The organism is Sorangium sp. So ce117, assembly GCF_051524395.1.
Lineage (GTDB): Bacteria > Myxococcota_A > Polyangia > Polyangiales > Polyangiaceae > Sorangium > Sorangium cellulosum_B.
The window spans coordinates 8,754,498-8,771,060 of record NZ_CP150309.1 but is presented as its reverse complement, the minus strand read 5'-3'; the positions used below and the strand labels follow the sequence as shown (position 1 = coordinate 8,771,060).

Annotated in this window: 12 protein-coding genes; 9 read left to right on the top strand and 3 right to left on the bottom strand. The window is 72.8% G+C overall.

The window, feature by feature from the left end; all coding sequences use genetic code 11:
• Positions 1–32: 32 nt before the first annotated feature.
• Together WMF46_RS32750 and WMF46_RS32745 are read left to right on the top strand one after the other, a co-directional pair.
• Positions 33–1,415, top strand: a complete 1,383-nt coding sequence (locus WMF46_RS32750) for a 3-keto-5-aminohexanoate cleavage protein (protein ID WP_437980794.1) — start codon at positions 33–35, stop codon at positions 1,413–1,415.
• On the top strand, positions 1,412–4,150 hold the full coding sequence (locus WMF46_RS32745; RefSeq protein WP_437980793.1) for a hypothetical protein: 2,739 nt from the start codon (positions 1,412–1,414) through the stop codon (positions 4,148–4,150). Before WMF46_RS32750 ends, WMF46_RS32745 begins: the two co-directional genes overlap by 4 nt.
• 13 nt (positions 4,151–4,163) lie before the next feature.
• Here WMF46_RS32745 and WMF46_RS32740 read toward each other — a convergent pair whose 3' ends face one another.
• Positions 4,164–5,129 (bottom strand): sigma-70 family RNA polymerase sigma factor, encoded by a 966-nt coding sequence (locus WMF46_RS32740; protein ID WP_437980792.1) that lies wholly within the window; start codon positions 5,127–5,129, stop codon positions 4,164–4,166.
• A gap of 152 nt (positions 5,130–5,281) precedes the next feature.
• Positions 5,282–6,463 (bottom strand): DUF882 domain-containing protein, encoded by a 1,182-nt coding sequence (locus tag WMF46_RS32735; RefSeq protein ID WP_437980791.1) that lies wholly within the window; start codon positions 6,461–6,463, stop codon positions 5,282–5,284.
• 293 nt (positions 6,464–6,756) lie between these two features.
• On the opposite strand from WMF46_RS32735, the gene pilM reads away from it, so the two are divergent.
• The 5 genes from pilM (at position 6,757) to WMF46_RS32710 (ending at position 12,154) form a co-directional block, all read left to right on the top strand.
• On the top strand, positions 6,757–7,818 hold the full coding sequence (gene pilM / locus WMF46_RS32730; protein WP_012238809.1) for a type IV pilus assembly protein PilM: 1,062 nt from the start codon (positions 6,757–6,759) through the stop codon (positions 7,816–7,818).
• The gene (locus tag WMF46_RS32725) at positions 7,815–8,459 is read left to right on the top strand and encodes a PilN domain-containing protein (RefSeq protein ID WP_437980790.1); all 645 of its coding nucleotides are present in this window, start codon (positions 7,815–7,817) and stop codon (positions 8,457–8,459) included. Before pilM ends, WMF46_RS32725 begins: the two co-directional genes overlap by 4 nt.
• Complete coding sequence (locus tag WMF46_RS32720) at positions 8,459–9,097, top strand: type 4a pilus biogenesis protein PilO (RefSeq protein WP_437543374.1); 639 nt, start codon at positions 8,459–8,461, stop codon at positions 9,095–9,097. The genes WMF46_RS32725 and WMF46_RS32720 overlap by 1 nt, the downstream gene beginning before the upstream one ends.
• Positions 9,094–9,741, top strand: a complete 648-nt coding sequence (locus tag WMF46_RS32715) for a pilus assembly protein PilP (protein ID WP_437980789.1) — start codon at positions 9,094–9,096, stop codon at positions 9,739–9,741. Before WMF46_RS32720 ends, WMF46_RS32715 begins: the two co-directional genes overlap by 4 nt.
• Positions 9,742–9,895: 154 nt before the next feature.
• On the top strand, positions 9,896–12,154 hold the full coding sequence (locus WMF46_RS32710) for a type IV pilus secretin PilQ (protein WP_437987956.1): 2,259 nt from the start codon (positions 9,896–9,898) through the stop codon (positions 12,152–12,154).
• A gap of 41 nt (positions 12,155–12,195) precedes the next feature.
• On the opposite strand, the gene WMF46_RS32705 is transcribed toward WMF46_RS32710, so the two are convergent.
• The gene (locus tag WMF46_RS32705; RefSeq protein ID WP_437980788.1) at positions 12,196–13,134 is read right to left on the bottom strand and encodes a LysR family transcriptional regulator; all 939 of its coding nucleotides are present in this window, start codon (positions 13,132–13,134) and stop codon (positions 12,196–12,198) included.
• A gap of 179 nt (positions 13,135–13,313) precedes the next feature.
• Here WMF46_RS32705 and WMF46_RS32700 point away from each other — a divergent pair, with 179 nt between their 5' ends.
• Complete coding sequence (locus WMF46_RS32700) at positions 13,314–14,651, top strand: wax ester/triacylglycerol synthase domain-containing protein (protein ID WP_437980787.1); 1,338 nt, start codon at positions 13,314–13,316, stop codon at positions 14,649–14,651.
• Positions 14,652–14,662: 11 nt separating this feature from the next.
• The gene (locus tag WMF46_RS32695; RefSeq protein ID WP_437980786.1) at positions 14,663–16,492 is read left to right on the top strand and encodes an NAD(P)/FAD-dependent oxidoreductase; all 1,830 of its coding nucleotides are present in this window, start codon (positions 14,663–14,665) and stop codon (positions 16,490–16,492) included.
• The last annotated feature ends 71 nt before the right edge of the window (positions 16,493–16,563 follow it).

Genomic DNA, 16,563 nt, shown 5'->3' with positions numbered 1-16,563 from the left:
TACCGACTGTCGACTGTTGAGTCTTCACGCCCATGAGCACAGGGGTTGGTCTCACGGTCACGCTGCGCGTCAGGATGGGCGCGCACGACGCACATTACGCGGGCGAGCTGTGCGATGGAGCGCGTATTCTCGCGCTCTTCGGCGACGTCGCAACCGAGCTCCTGATCCGTCTCGACGGCGACGAGGGGCTCTTCCGTGCGTACGAGGCGGTCGAGTTCCTCGCCCCGGTCCGAGCAGGCGATTTCATCGAGGCGACCGGGGTGGTCACCAAGGTCGGCGCCACGTCGCGCACGATGGCGTTCGAGGCGCGCAAGGTCGTCGCCAGCGTCCGCGAAGCCGGGGTGGCGCCCTCGGCGGCCGACGCGCTGGCCGAGCCGGTCATCGTCTCCCGGGCGCTCGGCACCTGTGTCGTCCCGAAGGAGCTCCAGCGTCGGCCGCGCCTCGTCCTGCCGGCGCTGTCGGCGCCGCCCCCGGACCACGCGCAGCTCCCGGAGCCGCGGCCGATCATCACGCCGCCCCCCCGGATCCTGGTCACGCCGCCGCAGAGCGCCCTCATCCTGACGGCCGCGATCGTCGGCGCGGAGACGACCCGGGCGCAGACGCCGCACCTCCCCATCACGGCGCGCGAGCTCGCCGACGAGGCCGCCCGCTGCCGTGACGCGGGCGCCTCGGTGGTCCACCTGCACGTCAGGAACCCGGACGGGTCGCCGAGCCAGTCGCGCGCGCTGTTCGCCGAGGCGATCGCCGCGATCAACGAGAAGACGGACGTCATCGTCCAGACGTCGACCGGGGGCGCCGTTGGAATGGGCGTCGACGAGCGCGCCCAGCCGCTGCTCTGCAGCCCCGAGATGGCCACCCTGAACTGCGGCACGATCAACTTCGGCGACGGGATCTTCGACAACACCCGGCCCCTCATCCGGGACATGGCGGCCCGCATCCGCGCCGGGGGGAGCGTCGCCGAGCTCGAGTGCTATGAGGTCGGCCATATCCATGAGGCGCTCAGCCTTTTCGCCGAGGGGCTCCTTGCGGAGCCGCTCCACTTCCAGTTCGTCCTGGGGGTGCCCGGCGGCATCGCGGCGCGCGAGGACGTGCTCCGGTTCATGATCACCCAGATCCCCCAAGGCGCCACCTGGGGCGTCGCCGCCGTCGGCCGCCACCAGCGCCCGATGACCGAGCTCGCCATGCAGCTCGGCGGGCACGCGCGGGTCGGGCTGGAGGACAACATCTACCTGGACAAGGGTGTGCTCGCCGAGGGGAGCGCCCCGCTCGTCGCGCGCGCCGCCGCCTTCGCGCGGAGCGTCGGCCGCGAGGTGGTCGAGCCGGACCGCGCGCGCCAGCTCCTCGGGATCCGCCCGCGCGCCGCGGCGGCTCAGGCCGGCGCGGCCTCCGGAGGGAGCGCGCGCGCGCAGGGATGACGGACCGACCGCTCTCGCCGTGGATCGATCACCTGCGCGGTCGGCTCCCGATCGCGCTCGGCGTCGCTCTTCTCGGGGTCGTCTCGCGGCTCTCGACCCCGCCCCCGCCAGCGCGGACCGCGGACGCCATCGCCGGGATGCTCGGGGAGGCGATCGGCGGCGCCGTCGACCCGGACGACTTTGTCTGGGAGGAGCGCGGCGGGTTCTTCTCCGACGCGCTCCTCGGCCGCCGGGTGCTGTTCCTCGGTGTCGCGGGCGTCCCGGGTCCGGGCGCCGCGGAGCGTGGGGCCGACGCGGAGCGCGCGCCCGATGCGGAGCGCGCGCCTGACGGGCGCGGCGCCGCCGACCTGTACCGGGCGCGCGTGCGGCTCACCCGCTCCGGCCGGCCGGTGAGCCTGGACGGCGTGCGCAACCTGACCGGGACGCCCCTCGGCGACGATCGCGGCCTCGTCGCCCGCGGCAGCCGCGTCGCGGTGACCACCACCGCCGTCGGCGTCGTGCAGGGGATCACGCAGCTCGATCTGGGCGGCGATGGGCGCGCGGGAGCGCGGCCCGTCGGCGAGCGGCTCCGCGCGGCGATCGACGGCTGGCTCGAGACCGGGAGCGTGGACGGCGCGTCGCGCACCGAGATCTCGTTCGACAACCCGCCCGCGTCTGCGCGGCTCGACCTCGTGGACGAGGGCCTGGTGATGGCGCTCGGGCCGGAGGCGGTCCCGGCGGCGCTCAACGCCGGCACCGGCGAGGTCGACACGGGCGGGCGTGATCCGTTCGTCGCCCGCGCGCACCACCTCCCGCGCCGCGTGCCCTCGATCGGCGAGCTCGCCGGGCCGTCCGCCGAGCGCCTGCTCGGTCCGACGGCGGCGGCCGCGGTCGAGCGGCTCGCGCTCGCCGCGGATCGCGCGGCGGCGAGGCTGCGCGCCGCGCCGGCCGCCGCGTACGTGACCCGCGGCCCCGCGTCTGCCGAGCCCGCGCCGGAGGGGTGGCCTTCGCTCTGGCCGCCGCCGCCGGTCGCGCCGGCGGTCGATCCCCCGCTCCCGGGGGAGGGCGCCTGGGAGCTGGTGGCTCCCTCGCTCCCGCGCCCGCTCCCCGGCATCGAGGAGGATCCGCAGCGCCCCTCCAGCCCGTTCGCCGCGACGATGCTCCGGCCCGATCCGCGGCGGCCAGAGCTGCGCGTCCACCTGCTCGCGATCGACACGCGGCACATCAGGTTCACCTTGCAGGCGGGGTACGAGGCCCCCAGGCCGACCGTCGGCCCGCGCGGCACGGGGCAGCTCCCCCACGCGCCGACGCTCCGCGGCGCCATCGGCCTCGGCGCCTCCACGCGCGCGCCGGGCGCGCCCCACGCGGGGACGGAGGCGCTCGGCATGGTCGTCGGCGGCCGCGCGCTCGTGCCCCCGCGCGACGGCGCGGCGACGCTCGGGGTCGACCTCTCGGGCCGGCCATACTTCGGCGCGTGGCCGTCCGGCGGGGACGTCGAGCGCGTCCCCTGGGCGCTCTGGCAGCGCCCGGCGGCCGCGAGCCCCGGCGCGCCCCGCGCGGAGGGATCCGCGCGCTTCCCCTGGGCGCTCTGGCAGGGCCCTTCGCTCTTCGAGGCCGGGGGCGCCGCGGCCCCGCTCGCCATCCTCGCCGGCCCTCCCGCGGAGCGCGCCCCCGCCAGCGCGACGCTCTCGTCCGGCGACGGCGACGACCTCGTTGTCGAGCGCGCGGCGCTGTGCATGACCGACCGCGGCTTCGTGGTCCACGCGTGGGGCGGCGCCCTCGACGCGGCCGCGCTCCGGGCGGCGCTCGAGCGCGCCGGGTGCCTCGCCGGCGTCTCGCTGGGCAGGGCGCCGGACCCCCTCGGCGTCGCCTTCCTGAGCCCCCAGCAGGACGGCATCCTGACCGCCGAGCGCCTCTCGCCCGCGATGTCGATCGCGCCGCCGGAGCACGCCGAGGCCGTGTCGCCGCGCCCCTTTCTCTTCTTCGAGTCGCGCTGGACGGACGCTCCCCCGGCGCCGGACCTGTCGCTGCCGGGCGAGAGCGTGGGCTGGGCCGCGGACGGCGGCGTGCAGCCGCCCCCGGCGTGGAGCCCGGCCGTGTACGCCGCCGACACCGTGCACCTCGGCGCGCAGGTCCGCGTCCATGCCTTCGCTCCGGACCGGTTCCTGTTCCGACTCCGCGCCGGCTCGCGCGAGATCTCGCCGCGGAGCGCGCCGAAGCTCGACGCCGAGGTGCCGGCCGACGAGCGGCGGCAGGTCCTCGCGGCGATCGGCGTCGGCACCGGCCGGCGGCGGGGCCCGCGCGGGCTCGCCGTGGGCGGCACCGTCGGCCTTCGCTTCCGCGGCGAGGGAGGCTTGCTGCTGGTCCAGAAGGGCCGCGTCGAGATCCGCCCGGCGGGCGGCGCCCCGCTCGCGCCGGGCGCGGACGCGACCGAGCTGCCGCTCACCGCCGACGACGGCAGGCTGCGGCCGGAGGCGCGCGAGATCGGGACCATGCGCCGGCGCAGCGCCGCCTGCGTGCTCGACGACGGCACGCTGCTCGTGGCCACGACCACCTTCGACAGCGACGAGGCGACGACCGAGGCGCTGCTCGACCTCGGCTGCGCCCGCGTTGTCGCGCTCGATCGCGGCGCGCACCGCAACGCGTTCGTCCACCGGGCGTCCGGGGACCCCGCCCTCCAGCAAGCCTACGAGGAGACAGCGCTCTTCGCGGTCGGCGTCGCGATGCCCGGCCGGGCGCGCCGGATCACCCCCTGAGCGCGGGCGGCGGTCAGGCGTGCGACAGCATGCCTCGCAGCATGCCGAGCGCGCGCGTGTGCAGCTGCGAGACGCGCGGCTCGCCGATCCCGAGCTCTGCGCCGATGTCCTTCAGCTTCGCCCCTTCGAAGTAGTACATGCCGATCACGCGCCGCTCCCGCTCCGGGAGCTGCGCGATCGCGAAGGACAGCGCCCGCCGGGTCGCCTGCGCCGAGATCGCCTCGATCGGGTCGTCTTCGCCGGACATGTGCACCGACTCCTCGGTCGGGGTCACTTCGCTCAGGCTCACGAAGACCGTCGCGCCGCTGGCCCTGCTGGCGGCTTCCGCCTCGACCGCCTCGCGCGCTCGCCGCGAGAGCCAGTCCTGCGCGCGGAGCTCATCGACGATCGCGCCGCGGATCCGGAGCTTCGCGTAGCCGGCGAACGTCTCGCCGTCGCTCCCGCCGTTCTTGCGGAGCGAGTCGACGAGCCCGAGCATCCCTGCGCTGAGCAGGTCGTCGCGCTGCACGTTGGGCGGCAGGTGGCGCGACACCTGCCGCACCAGCTTGCGGACGAGCGGAAAGTACCCCTGCAGCACCTCCGGGCGGAGCGGCGCGCACGTCGGCTCGTGGTCGCGCGGCCCGCCCGTGCAGGCCGCCTCGGTACAGCGCGGCGGGCTACACGGGCCGCCGTCCGGCTCGATGTCCGGCTCGCCGTTTGGCTCCAACAGCTGCCACGGACCCTCGTAGGTGCAGGCCGACGTGACCTCCACGGATTCCCAAATTTCGTGCGCGCACCTTGACGCGGCCTCCGCGGACTCCCAAACCTCGCGGGAGAGCGACGCCCCCGGCGCCTGCACCGCGACGCTCGGCGATCCATCGAGGCCGAGCGCAGAAGGCCCCTCGATCAGCGCGTGCTCACACGGAACGACCGGACACGTCGCGCCAAAGGCGACCGGCTGGACGAACCCGCCCCCGTCACAGCACGCGGAGAGCGACATGGGAGGAGCGAGCCCCTCCCGCTGCAGTCGGGTCGATTGCTGCACGTGAGGTGGATTGGTGCCACAACTCTCGCAGCGTGCAAGGCAGAGCCGTGCAATTGTGTCTGGTGCGGATGTTCAGTGTGTGGATTATAGCCAGCGGGCGGGACAGCTCACCTTTTCGCAGGCGAGGTTTCAGGAGCAGGGGTGGGTGAACCTGACCCCAGGACCTTCTCCCTCTCGCTGCCGCTGCGCACCGGTTCCGAGTTTGTCCCTGTAGTATTCATGGGTTGCGGCTGAGGGGCACGGGGCTCGCCTGACCCATATACCTCTTCTTCTGCGGACACGGGGACATCGCGCGCCGCTTCATCGGCCGCGACAGAACCCTTCGCTCCCTCGTAGCGCGGCGCCTCTCCAGGCCCCGAGTAATCCACCCAGTACACTTTATCTGATCTGACGTCCAGGTGAACGAACGTAGAGTTGGGATAATATCCGACACCTGCGTTGCGGAAACCTCGGCAGAAATCGCGGACCACGGTGTTGGGCACGCCCTCGACCATGAAATCGACGGCGCGACCGTGGTTGTGGTTGGAGTGCGGGGTGTACTGGGTGGGTGAGTAGGGGCGATAACCGCTGACGACGCGGAGGGGCCTGCCGCCGAAGTGGTCGCTCACCATGCCAATCAGCGTGGCGAGCCGCGGATCGATGGGAATCGAGGCGGTGGGGGACGCGCGCATCAGCCGGCTGAGCTTGGGGAGGGCCTTGGGCACGAGCCGCCCCTTCGGCGTGAGCAGCTGGACGTCCAGCCGCTCGGCGCCTCGAACCAGGCGGACCCATCCGGGGCGCTTGGGTCGCTGCACATAGCGCTTGTTGGGCGGCATCGCCGCGTCCCTCTTCGCCGACCCCTTCCCCGGGGGACGGGCCTCGGCGTCGCGCTCCTTCGCGCTCGCGCCGCGGCTCCGCTCCCGCTCGTCGCGCAGCGCGGCGGTCCGGCCGGGCGCGGCGCGCGTGGAGCGCGCGCGCGCGCCGGGCTCACCCCGCTCCGGGATCACGAGGACGAGGCCCGGATGGATCCGCTGGCCAGGCTTGAGCCCGTTCGCCTCGCGGAGCGCGTCGACCGTGATGCGGTACCGCTTCGCGATCTTGCCGAGCGTCTGGCCGGCGTAGACCGTGTGCTGGCCGTCCTCGGCGACCGCCGTGCCGGGCGCGGCGCTCAGGAGAAAGGCCGCCGCGAGGGCGGCGAGCGCACATCGCAGCCGCGATGGTCGCGATGGCAGCGATGACGAAGAGGTGGGCTCCATCGCGGCCCCGGCGCGGGGGCCGATGCCGCAGAAACGGGAGAACTCCGGATGCATGAGGGGACTCTGACCTGACGTCATCCGTGCCCGACGACCGAGCCCCGGACGGTGCTACCCTGGGCTGGCGCGCGCTCGCCGGCACGACCGGCGGCGCCGCACCGCATATCGAACTTCGATAGGCGGGCGGGAGGCGAGCGTAAAGCGGTTTTTTGCCCAGCGATCGTCGGTGGTGCGAAGCTTCGCCAGAAGCGACCAGAGGCGATCACAGGGGATCGGGCGCCCGGGAGCCGGGCAACGCAGCCCGGGCTTCCCTTGCTTCACCACGGCGGGCGCGGAGCAGGACGGACGGGATGTCGGAAGGCAAGAACTTGATCGGGGTCGATATCGGATCGAGCGCGATCAAGATCGCTCAGATCAAGGAAGGCCGCAGGGGTTATGGCCTCGTGCGGCTCGGTTACGCGCCGCTCGCGCCGCAGGCCATCGTCGATGGCCACGTCATGAACGCGCAGGCCATCGTCGAGGCGCTCGGCCGGGCCTTCTCCGAGGCCAAGATCCGCCAGCGCGAGATCGCGCTCAGCATCAGCGGCCAGGCGGTCATCATCCGCAAGATCACGGTGCCGCTCATGACCGCCGCCGAGCTGGACGAGCAGATCCAGTGGGAGGCCGAGCAGCACATCCCCTTCGACATCAAGGACGTCCACGTCGACTACGAGGTGCTGCGCCGGCGCCCCGAGGCCGGGCAGATGGACCTCCTGCTCGTCGCCGCGAAGCGCGACGAGATCAACGACTACACCCAGATCGCCAGGACGGCGAAGCTCAAGCCCATGGTGGTCGACATCGACGCGTTCACCGTCCAGAACCTGTTCGAGGTGAACCGCGGCATCCCGCCGGACCAGACGTTCGCCATCATCAACGTCGGCGCGAGCCTCGCGTCGATCAACATCGTGTCGCGCGGCGCGAGCGCGTTCACCCGCGACATCGGCAACGGCGGCAACTACATCACCGAGCAGATCCAGCGGAAGCTCGGCATCAGCTTCGAGCAGGCCGAGGAGTTCAAGTGCGCCAGCGTGACCTCGGGGCCGGGCGGCGTGCCCGCGCAGGTCATCGAGACCATCGAGCAGGTGTGCGACTCGATCGCGGGGGAGATCCAGCGCTCGCTCGACTTCTTCCTGGCGACGAGCGGTGAGGGCGACATGCACCGCATCTACCTGACCGGCGGCTCGTCCAACCTGCCGGCGCTGCCCGCCGCGATCGGGCGGCGCGCCCGGGTGGCCGTCGAGCTGATCCAGCCGATGGAGCGCATCACCGTGGAAGCGAAGGAAGTCAACCAGGAGCTGCTCCGGCTCCGGGCGGCGCAGTTCTGCGTCTCGCTCGGGCTGGCGATGCGCAAGGACCGGGAGAAGCGCTCGTGATTCGCGTCAACCTTCTCCCGCAGCGGCGCGGCACGCGCGGGGCCGCGCCCCAGGCGAGCCAGCGGTGGCTGCTCGTCACGCTCGGCGTCGTGATCCTCGAGATCGTCGGGCTCTTCCTCTTCCACCAGACGAAGGTGGAGGAGCTCGACGAGCAGAACCGGAAGAACTCGCTGCTGCAGAGCCAGATCCAGGACATCCGCACGCTCGTGGCGAACCACGAGGAGATCAAGAAGGCGCTCGAGGTGCTGCGCGCGCGCGAGGACGCGATCGCGAAGCTCCAGGCCGCGCGCAGCGGGCCGACCGCGGTGCTCCTCGAGCTCGCGCAGCTGCTGACGAACGGCAAGGGGCCGACCGCCGATCCGGACAAGCTCGCGCAGCTCCGCAAGGAGAACCCGCTCGCCGTCTACAACCCGTCCTGGGACAGCCGCCGGCTGTGGCTCACGAGCTACGTCGAGTCCGAGCGGACCGTGCGCGTCGAGGGGCTCGCGCGGGACGGCACCGACGTCTACGAGCTCGCCCAGCGGCTGAAGCTGTCCTCGTACTTCTACGACGTGCAGCTGCTCCCGGGGAAGAAGGAGAACGAGAAGGAGTCGCGGCTCGAGCTCGTCTCGTTCGCGCTGCAGCTGAAGGTGAGGTACTGATGGCCACGAAGCCCATGCCCGTGCAGGCCGGCTCGGCGCTCGACCGGCTGCCGCCGCTCGCCAAGCTCGGCGTCGGCGCGCTCTTCGCGGCGCTCGTCGGCATCCTGTACTTCGTCGGCTTCTACGCCGACGTCGACTCGCAGATCGAGGGCGCCGTGCAGAAGCAGGGGGTGCTCCAGGCGGAGCTCACCAAGGCGCAGGCGTCCAAGGCCGCCTACCAGAAGGACCTCGACGAGAAGACCCGCCGCGAGCAGATGAGCCGCGAGCAGAAGAAGATCCTCCCGGACGAGTCCGAGACGCCGGCCTTCCTCTCGGCCATCCAGGGCGTCGCGACCGTCTCCGGCGTCAACCTGACGTCATGGAGCCCCACCGAGGAGATCCCGCAGGAGTTCTTCTCCAAGGTGCCGATGCAGCTCACGCTCTCCGGCAAGTTCCACCAGGTGGCGAAGTTCTTCCACGGCGTGGGGCAGCTCGATCGCATCATCAACCTCGAGGAGGTCGAGATCAAGGAGCCGAAGGTCGTGGGGAGCGACGTGGAGGTCAAGGTGGAGTGCCTCGCGACCGCGTTCCGCGCCGTGCGCGCCGGGGAGACCGCGACGAGCGGCGTGAAGCGGCGCAGCGGCGGAGGTGTCCGGTGAAGGCCGGTCGGATGATGCTGCTCGCCCTCGGGGCGACCACCGCCGCGGCCCTCGCGCTCGCGGGGTGCGAGGACGAAGAGCCGCTGACCTCCTCCACCCAGCCACGCCCGCCCGGGGCGCAGGCCTCCGCCTCGCCGCCGCGCGCGGCCGGCGCCGCGTCCGCGGCCGCGGACGCCGGCGCGCCAGAGCTGCCGCCGCTGCCGCTCCGGGAGTTCCAGGAGGCCGACTTCTCCGAGAGCGACCGGAGCCGCGACCCGTTCCGGAGCTTCGAGTCGCTGTTCGCGACGCAGGCCCGGGGTCGGGTGACGATCCAGCGCCAGGTCCTCGTGGATCGCTTCGCTCTCGACGAGCTCAGGCTGGTCGGCGTCGTCTCGCGCGCGCCCGCCCGCGCGCTGCTCACCGATCCCACGGGGCTCGGGTGGGTGGTGAAGGTGGGCGATTTCGTCGGCAAGGCCGAGATCGTCCATGCGGGCGGCCCCACGGGCGTCGACGTGGCCGTGAACTGGCGCATCGATCGGATCCGCGACTCGGACGTCGTCTTCATCCGCGAGGACCCGTCGCACCCGGAGATCCCGCCGACCACGCGCGTGATCGCGCTGAGGCCGCTCGGCGAGGAGGGCGAGGCGGCCCTCGGCGGCCCGTGACCGCCACGAATTGGGCCCGCGCCGGGCACCCGAAGTAGCCTCCCGGCAGCGTGACGCAGATCTCGCGTCACCGCGAAGCGGGAGTGCAATGAAGAGCAATCGAGACTATCGCCCGAGGCGGGGCGCGCTTCGCCGTGCTGCGGCACTCGGGGTGATGTTGATCCTCGGCGCTCCTGCGGGAGACGCAGACGCCGCCGCCCCGATCAAGGTCAGCGACGTCAGGCTCACGGCACCGGACGAGGGCAAGGCCGAGATCGTGGTCGCGACGACCGGCGAGCCGCGCTTCTCGGCGCGGGTCGCGGACGGCGGCAAGCGGCTCCTCATCGACCTCGAGGGCGCCGAGGCAGGCGGGGCTTCCGGCGCGATCACGAGCGGCAACGCGATCGTGGCCGGGGTGATGACGCAGGGGTTCGGCAAGGCGGCCCAGCGGACGACGCGGGTGCTCGTGCAGCTCGCGCGCCCGGCTGCCTACCGGATCCGCGCCGAGCAGGGCGCGCTCGTGATCGAGCTCGCCGCCGCCGACGCGACGGCGCCCATGGCGGCGCGGGCCCCGGCCGGCCCCGCGGCGGCGGCGCCGGAGCGCGAGCTGGCGGCGATCACCGACGTGCGCTTCGAGCACCAGGCGACGCTCGATCGGGTCGTCATCGAGCTCTCGTCGATCCCGGGCTACCGCGAGTCGGCCGGCAAGGGGGGGCGCCGCGTCATCGAGCTCAGCGGCGTCCGGCTCCCCGACGCCCTCCAGCGCAAGCTCGACGTCGGCGCCTTCGGCGGCCCGGTGCGGGCCATCTCGACGTACCGGCGCAACAGCGACGGCTCCAGGGTCGTCGTCGAGGTCGAGCAGGCCGAGGGCGCCTCGGGCGTGGTCGCGCGCGAGGGCAACGCGCTCGTGCTGAGCGTCGCGAAGGGCGCGCTGCCGACGGCGCTCTCGGGGATCGCCGCCGACGGCGGCGCGGCGAGGCGGACCCGCACGGTGGCGCGCGAGGCGGTCCTCGACGACGGGGCGCCGAAGGTGGAGACCTCGTTCGAGGGCGCGGCGAGCAGCCAGGAGTCGCTCGTCGAGCCCGACCAGGCCGGCGCGTTCATGCCCACGATCGCCGGGCAGCAGCGGCGGTTCACGGGGCGGCGCATCGACCTCGACCTGAAGGACGCCGACATCCACAACGTCCTCCGGCTGATCTCCGACGTGGGGCGGGTCAACATCGTGACCGCCGACAACGTGACCGGGACGGTCACCATCCGGATGCGCAACGTCCCGTGGGACCAGGCGCTCGAGACGGTGCTCCAGGCCAAGGGCCTCGGCGTGGTCCGGCAGGGCAACATGATCCGCGTCGCCCCGATCGCCGATCTCAACAAGGAGCGGGAGCTCGCGATCGCGCGGCGCAAGAGCGAGCTCCAGCTCGCGCCGCTCGAGACGCGGCTCATCCCGATCAACTACGCGGACGCGAAGGACCTCCAGGATCGCTCGAAGGACATGCTCTCGCCGCGCGGCTCGCTGGCGGTCGACGAGCGGACCAACGTGCTCATCGCGCGCGACGTCGCCGGGAACCTGAACCAGATCGAGGAGCTCGTCCGCTCGCTCGACACGCAGACGCCGCAGGTGCTGATCGAGGCGCGCGTGGTGGAGGCGACGAGCCGCTACGTGCGCGACATCGGCATCCAGTGGGGCGGCGACGGGACGTTCAGCGCGGCGACCGGCAACCCGACGGGGCTCGTCTTCCCCTCGGCGATCGGCATCGCCGGCGGCGCGACCGACTCGAACAGCCCGACCGGCGGCCTCTCGCCGTTCTCGAGCACGGTCTCGAACCCGAACTTCGCGGTGAACCTGCCGGCCATCGTCGGCGCCGGGCAGGGCGGCGCGCTCGGCTTCACGCTCGGCTCGATCAACAACACCGTCAACCTCGGCGTCCGGCTCTCCGCGGCCGAGGCGAGCGGCATGCTGCGGGTCGTGTCGAGCCCGCGCATCCTCACGCTCGACAACCGGGAGGCGCGGATCAGCCAGGGGACGCTGATCCCGTTCTCGCAGATCAGCGCCCAGGGCGTGCAGACGACCTTCCAGGAGGCCAAGCTCCAGCTGCTCGTCAAGCCGCACGTCACGTCGGACGGCAGCGTCGCGATGCACGTGAAGATCAACCGCGACGAGCCCGACTTCAACCAGACGTCGGCCCGCGGCGACCCGACCATCCTGAAGCGCGAGGCGGAGACCGACCTCCTGATCATGGACGGGCACACGGCGGTGATCGGCGGGATCTTCACCCGCAACACCGGCCGGAACCTCGATCAGGTGCCGTTCTTCGGGGACATCCCGGTCCTCGGCCTCCTCTTCCAGCGGCGCCGCGCGAGCGACGTCCGGAACGAGCTCGTCATCTTCCTCACGCCGCGCATCGTGAACCGCGCCGAGGCGCTCGGCCGGTAGCCCCCCCGGGCGCGGCGCGCCTCGCCGCGCCCTGAACCCCCTCACGCGCGCTTGCGCCGGGCCGCCTCCCGCGGGCTCGGGGCGGTGTCCGTCACGACGCCGCGCAGCCACGCCCGCGCGGGATCGCCCTCGGTCCGGCTGTTCCACGCCATCGCGATCTCGATGGGCGGCAGCTCGAACGGCAGGTCGAAGGTGCGGAGCGGCACCAGGCTGGAGAACGCTCTGCCCAGGCGCGTGGCCACGGTGGCCACGAGATCCGACGCGGTGATGGCGTGCGGCACGAGGAGCACGTGCGGCACCGTCATGGCCTCATGGCGCGCGATCCCGCGCGCCGCGATCAGATCGTCCGCGACCCCGTCGTGGGCGCCGCGCCTGGGGACGACGACGTGCGGGAGGGCCGCGTAGGTCTGGAGATCGACCTGCCCGCGCGCCGTGGGGTGGCTCATGCGCGCGAGCCCCGCGAAGCGATCGTCGAAGAGGGGCGCGCGGCGCAGGTCGGAGGGGAGGCTCTCCTGCGGGAAGACGCCGATCGCGAGATCGATCTCGCCGCTCCGGAGCGCGTCGACGGCGCGGCCGTCGAGCGGGAGCAGGTGGAGCGCGAGCCTCGGTCCGCCCTGCGCGAGCGCCGCGTTGAGCCGCGGCAAGAGGACGAGCTCCACGTACTCCGTGGCGGCGATCCGGAAGGTGCGATCGCTCGTCGCCGGGTCGAACGCCGGCGTCGTCTCGCCGAAGAGGCCCGCGAGATCGTGGACGATCGCGGCGACCTGCGGCGTCATCGCCTCGGCGCGCGAGGTGAGCGCCATCTGCCGGCCGACCCGGATGAGCAGCGGGTCGGAGAAGAGCTCACGCAGCCGCGTCAGCGCGTGGCTCATGGCGGGCTGGCTGAGGCCCACCCGGCGGGCCGCGAGCGTCACACTGCGCTCCTGCAGCAAGGCGTCGAGCGCGATCACCAGGTTGACGTCGATCGCCGAAAGATTCACTCCGAGAATATACGACGAGCCATGTATCCATACCGTGGATACTTTCGTTTTCTTGCGCAGGCGCGCGGCGTGCGTGGCGAGGATGCGTGATCCCGCGCCTGCGGGCGCTGTCGTGCGGCCTGCGCGGCTGCTAGGGTCGCCCGCGGCTCCCCCCTGATCGGCGGTGCCTCGCGGAGACCATGACATCGCCCGTTCTGCTCGGGGGGATCGACTTCTTCCATCTCATGAACGATCGCGCCATGCGATCGCGCGGCCAGGCGGGCAACCACTGCCTGTTCGTGATCGAGCTCGACGGTCGCCTCGATCTGGCGCGGCTCGCGGTGCGGCTCGAGCGCGCGACCCGGGCGCTCCCCGAGCTCCGGTTCCGGCTGGACAACAGCGTGCTCGGGCGGGCGGGGCGGCCCCGCTGGGTCGTCGATCACCACCGGCGCGCGCCCGGGCTGCGCCTCCACGAGGTGGCGGGCGAGCGCGAGCGCGCGGCGCGCCTCGAGGCGTTGCTCGCGGACCGGACCTCTGCGGAGCGGCCGTGGGCGCTCGACGTCGTGCGCGACGTGGGCGACGGCGATACGGTCGTGCTCCGCCACCACCATGCGCTGACGGATGGCAGGGGCGCGGATCGGCTCGCTGCCTGGCTGGGCTCCGGGAGCGGCGACGCGCCCGACGACCCGCCGCCGCGGCAGGAGCGGCATGACGCGCCGGAGCGCCTGCTGGCTGCCATGGACCGCGACGAGCGGGTCGCGCTGGCGCGCGCGTACAAGGCCCACGTGCTGTCGCTCGGCCGCGCGCCCATCCTGTCGCTCGCGCGCGCCTGTCCTGGGGTGCGGCCTTCGGCCTCCCGCGTCCTCCGGCTCACGCTCTCGGCGGCGGAGACCCGCGCCTTCGATCTCCGGGTGCGCCAGCGCGCGCGGCTCGCCGAGACGAGCCTCATGCTGATCGCGGCGACGCGGCTCGCCGACCGGGCGCTCGCGGGCCGCGGCTTCGCCCCGCCGCACCATGTGATCCCGCTGCCCCTCTCGCTCGACCCCAAGGGGGGGGCGCGGCGGCTCTTCGGCAATCACCTCACGATGGCCCTGCTCTCGCTCGGCCGCGACGAGCTCCACGACGACGCGCGCGCGGTGGCCCGCCTCGCCGAGCAGCAGCGCGCCGTGGTGCGCGACAGGCTCGATCTCGCCATGATCGCCGCGCTCGATCTGGCCCGCTGGCTCCCCGGCCCGATCTACCGCTGGCTGGGGGACCAGCCCTTCCAGGGTGAGCTCGCCTCGCTGATCGTCTCGAACCCCGGCGCGGTGACGGTGGAGCGGTTCGCGGGGCTCCCGGTGCGCTCGGCGTACCCGCTGCCCGCGGTCGTCGCGCCGCCGGGCTTCCAGGTGATCTTCAGCCGCTTCGGCGGTCGCCTCTCGGCGTCGATCATCCACGGCGACGGGCTGCTCCGCCCGGACGAGGCGGAGGCGATGCCGGGCGCGCTCCGCGCCGAGCTGCTCGGAGAGCCCGCGCCGCCGGGCGGGGGCGCGGTATAAGGGCTCTCGTCATGCGCACGTTCGATATCGTCATCATCGGCAGCGGCATCGCCGGCGGCTTCCTCGCGCGGCAGCTCCGCCTCGCGTGCCCCGACCTCGGGGTCCTCGTGCTCGAGGCCGCCGAGGCGATGGAGGATTACAAGGTCGGCGAGAGCACGGTGGAGGTCGCGGCGAACTACATGGTTCGCCGGCTGAACCTCGGCACGTACCTCTACCAGCACCAGCTGCCCAAGAACGGGCTCCGCTTCTTCTTCGACTCTCCGGACAAGGATCTCCCGCTGCCCCGGATGAGCGAGATCGGCTCCGACCACATGCCGTTCCACCCGAGCTTCCAGCTCGAGCGCGCGCGGCTGGAGCGCGATCTCGTGACCATGAACCGCGCCGCGGGCGCCGAGGTCGAGCTCGGCGCCAAGGTGGTCGACGTCGCGATCGACGGGCGCGGGCGGCACACGGTCGTCTACGAGCAGGGCGGCGAGCGGCGCGAGGTCGCCTGCCGCTGGGTGTGCGACGCCTCCGGTCGGCGGCACGTGCTCTTCCGCAAGCTCGGCGTGAAGGTGCACAAGGAGGCGCGGCTCAACACGGCGGCCGCGTGGGGGCGTTACCGCGGCGTCGCGGGGCTCGATGGGGTCACCGACGCGGCGTGGCGGTCGCGCGCGCGGTACACGTCGCGCCACCTGTCGACGAACCACTTCATGTACGACGGGTACTGGATCTGGTTCATCCCGCTCGCGGGCGACCTGATGAGCGTGGGCGTCGTGTTCGACAAGGACCGGATCGGCGCGGGCAACGTGCCGGCCGGGGCGCTGCCCGGGCCGCGCACGCGCGCGGAGTTCGAGCGCTTCCTGGGCGCCCACCGCGCCGCGCGCGAGCTGCTCGAGGGGGCGGAGCTCGAGGATTTCCAGAGCTATGCCCACCTGCCGTACCACGCGGAGCAGTACTTCTCGACCGACCGTTACGCCGTCACCGGCGAGGCCGGCGCGTTCACCGATCCCTTCTACAGCCCCGGCTCCGATTTCATCGCGACCGCGAACGAGTTCATCACGCAGATGATCCTCTCCGACGTCCGCGGCGACCGCGCCGGGTTCGAGGAGAAGGTCGCGGCCTACGACGCGTACTACCGGTTCAAGTACGACAGCACGCTCCGGCTCTATGAGCGCATGTATCCGGTGTTCGGCAGCTTCGAGCTCTATCGGCTGAAGTACCTCCTCGACTTCAACAACTACTACAACCTCGTCGTCTGGCCGTTCATGGCCGACCGGGTGACGGACGTGGGTTGGATCCGGGAGGAGCTCAAGTTCACCGATCTCGTGCTGCGCGCCCTCTCGACGATGGGCGAGCACTTCGCGTCGCTGGCGAGCGACCTGCGCGCGCGAGGGGAGTACTTCGCGCAGAACGAGGGGCGCTTTGCCAACGGGCTGAACGGCGTCGCGCAGCTGGAGACGCGGCTCGGACCGGCCATCGACGAGCGCTTCCGGCGGGAGCAGGTCGACCGGGCGTACGGGAGCGTGTTCGCGGCGCTCGTCGAGAGGCGGCTCGGAGAGCAGGGCCTCTCCGACCGCGCTCGCCTCGTCTCGGAGCTCCCTCTCCCGCAGGTGCTCGTGTTCCGGGACATCACGCCTGAGCGGCTAGCGCGCCTCCTCCAGCGCATCGGCGAGCGGATGACGAAGGAGCTCCGCGAAGAGCTCCCGGCCGCAGGCATCGAGCGGATCGAGCTCGGCGCGAGCGGCGTGATCTCCGTGACAGGGCCTGCCGAGGGGACCAAGGCGCATGAGGACGCCCTGTCCCGGGCGCGGGCGCTCTGGGACGCCTCGGCGGGATCGCTCGCTCACATCGCCCTCTGAGCCCGCTTTCGCGGGCTCAGGGACCGCGGCCGTCGCCGCCGGTGTCGAGCGCCTAGCGGCTGCCTCGACAA

What these genes read in the sequence shown, in the direction of transcription:
- WMF46_RS32700 (WP_437980787.1), top strand. Translation starts at nt 13,314, where the DNA reads ATGACATCGCCCGTTCTGCTCGGGGGGATCGACTTCTTCCATCTCATG.
- WMF46_RS32745 (WP_437980793.1), top strand. Translation starts at nt 1,412, where the DNA reads ATGACGGACCGACCGCTCTCGCCGTGGATCGATCACCTGCGCGGTCGG.
- WMF46_RS32695 (WP_437980786.1), top strand. Translation starts at nt 14,663, where the DNA reads ATGCGCACGTTCGATATCGTCATCATCGGCAGCGGCATCGCCGGCGGC.
- WMF46_RS32735 (WP_437980791.1), bottom strand. Translation starts at nt 6,463, where the DNA reads ATGCATCCGGAGTTCTCCCGTTTCTGCGGCATCGGCCCCCGCGCCGGG.
- WMF46_RS32720 (WP_437543374.1), top strand. Translation starts at nt 8,459, where the DNA reads ATGGCCACGAAGCCCATGCCCGTGCAGGCCGGCTCGGCGCTCGACCGG.
- WMF46_RS32740 (WP_437980792.1), bottom strand. Translation starts at nt 5,129, where the DNA reads ATGTCGCTCTCCGCGTGCTGTGACGGGGGCGGGTTCGTCCAGCCGGTC.
- WMF46_RS32710 (WP_437987956.1), top strand. Translation starts at nt 9,896, where the DNA reads ATGTTGATCCTCGGCGCTCCTGCGGGAGACGCAGACGCCGCCGCCCCG.
- pilM (WP_012238809.1), top strand. Translation starts at nt 6,757, where the DNA reads ATGTCGGAAGGCAAGAACTTGATCGGGGTCGATATCGGATCGAGCGCG.
- WMF46_RS32750 (WP_437980794.1), top strand. Translation starts at nt 33, where the DNA reads ATGAGCACAGGGGTTGGTCTCACGGTCACGCTGCGCGTCAGGATGGGC.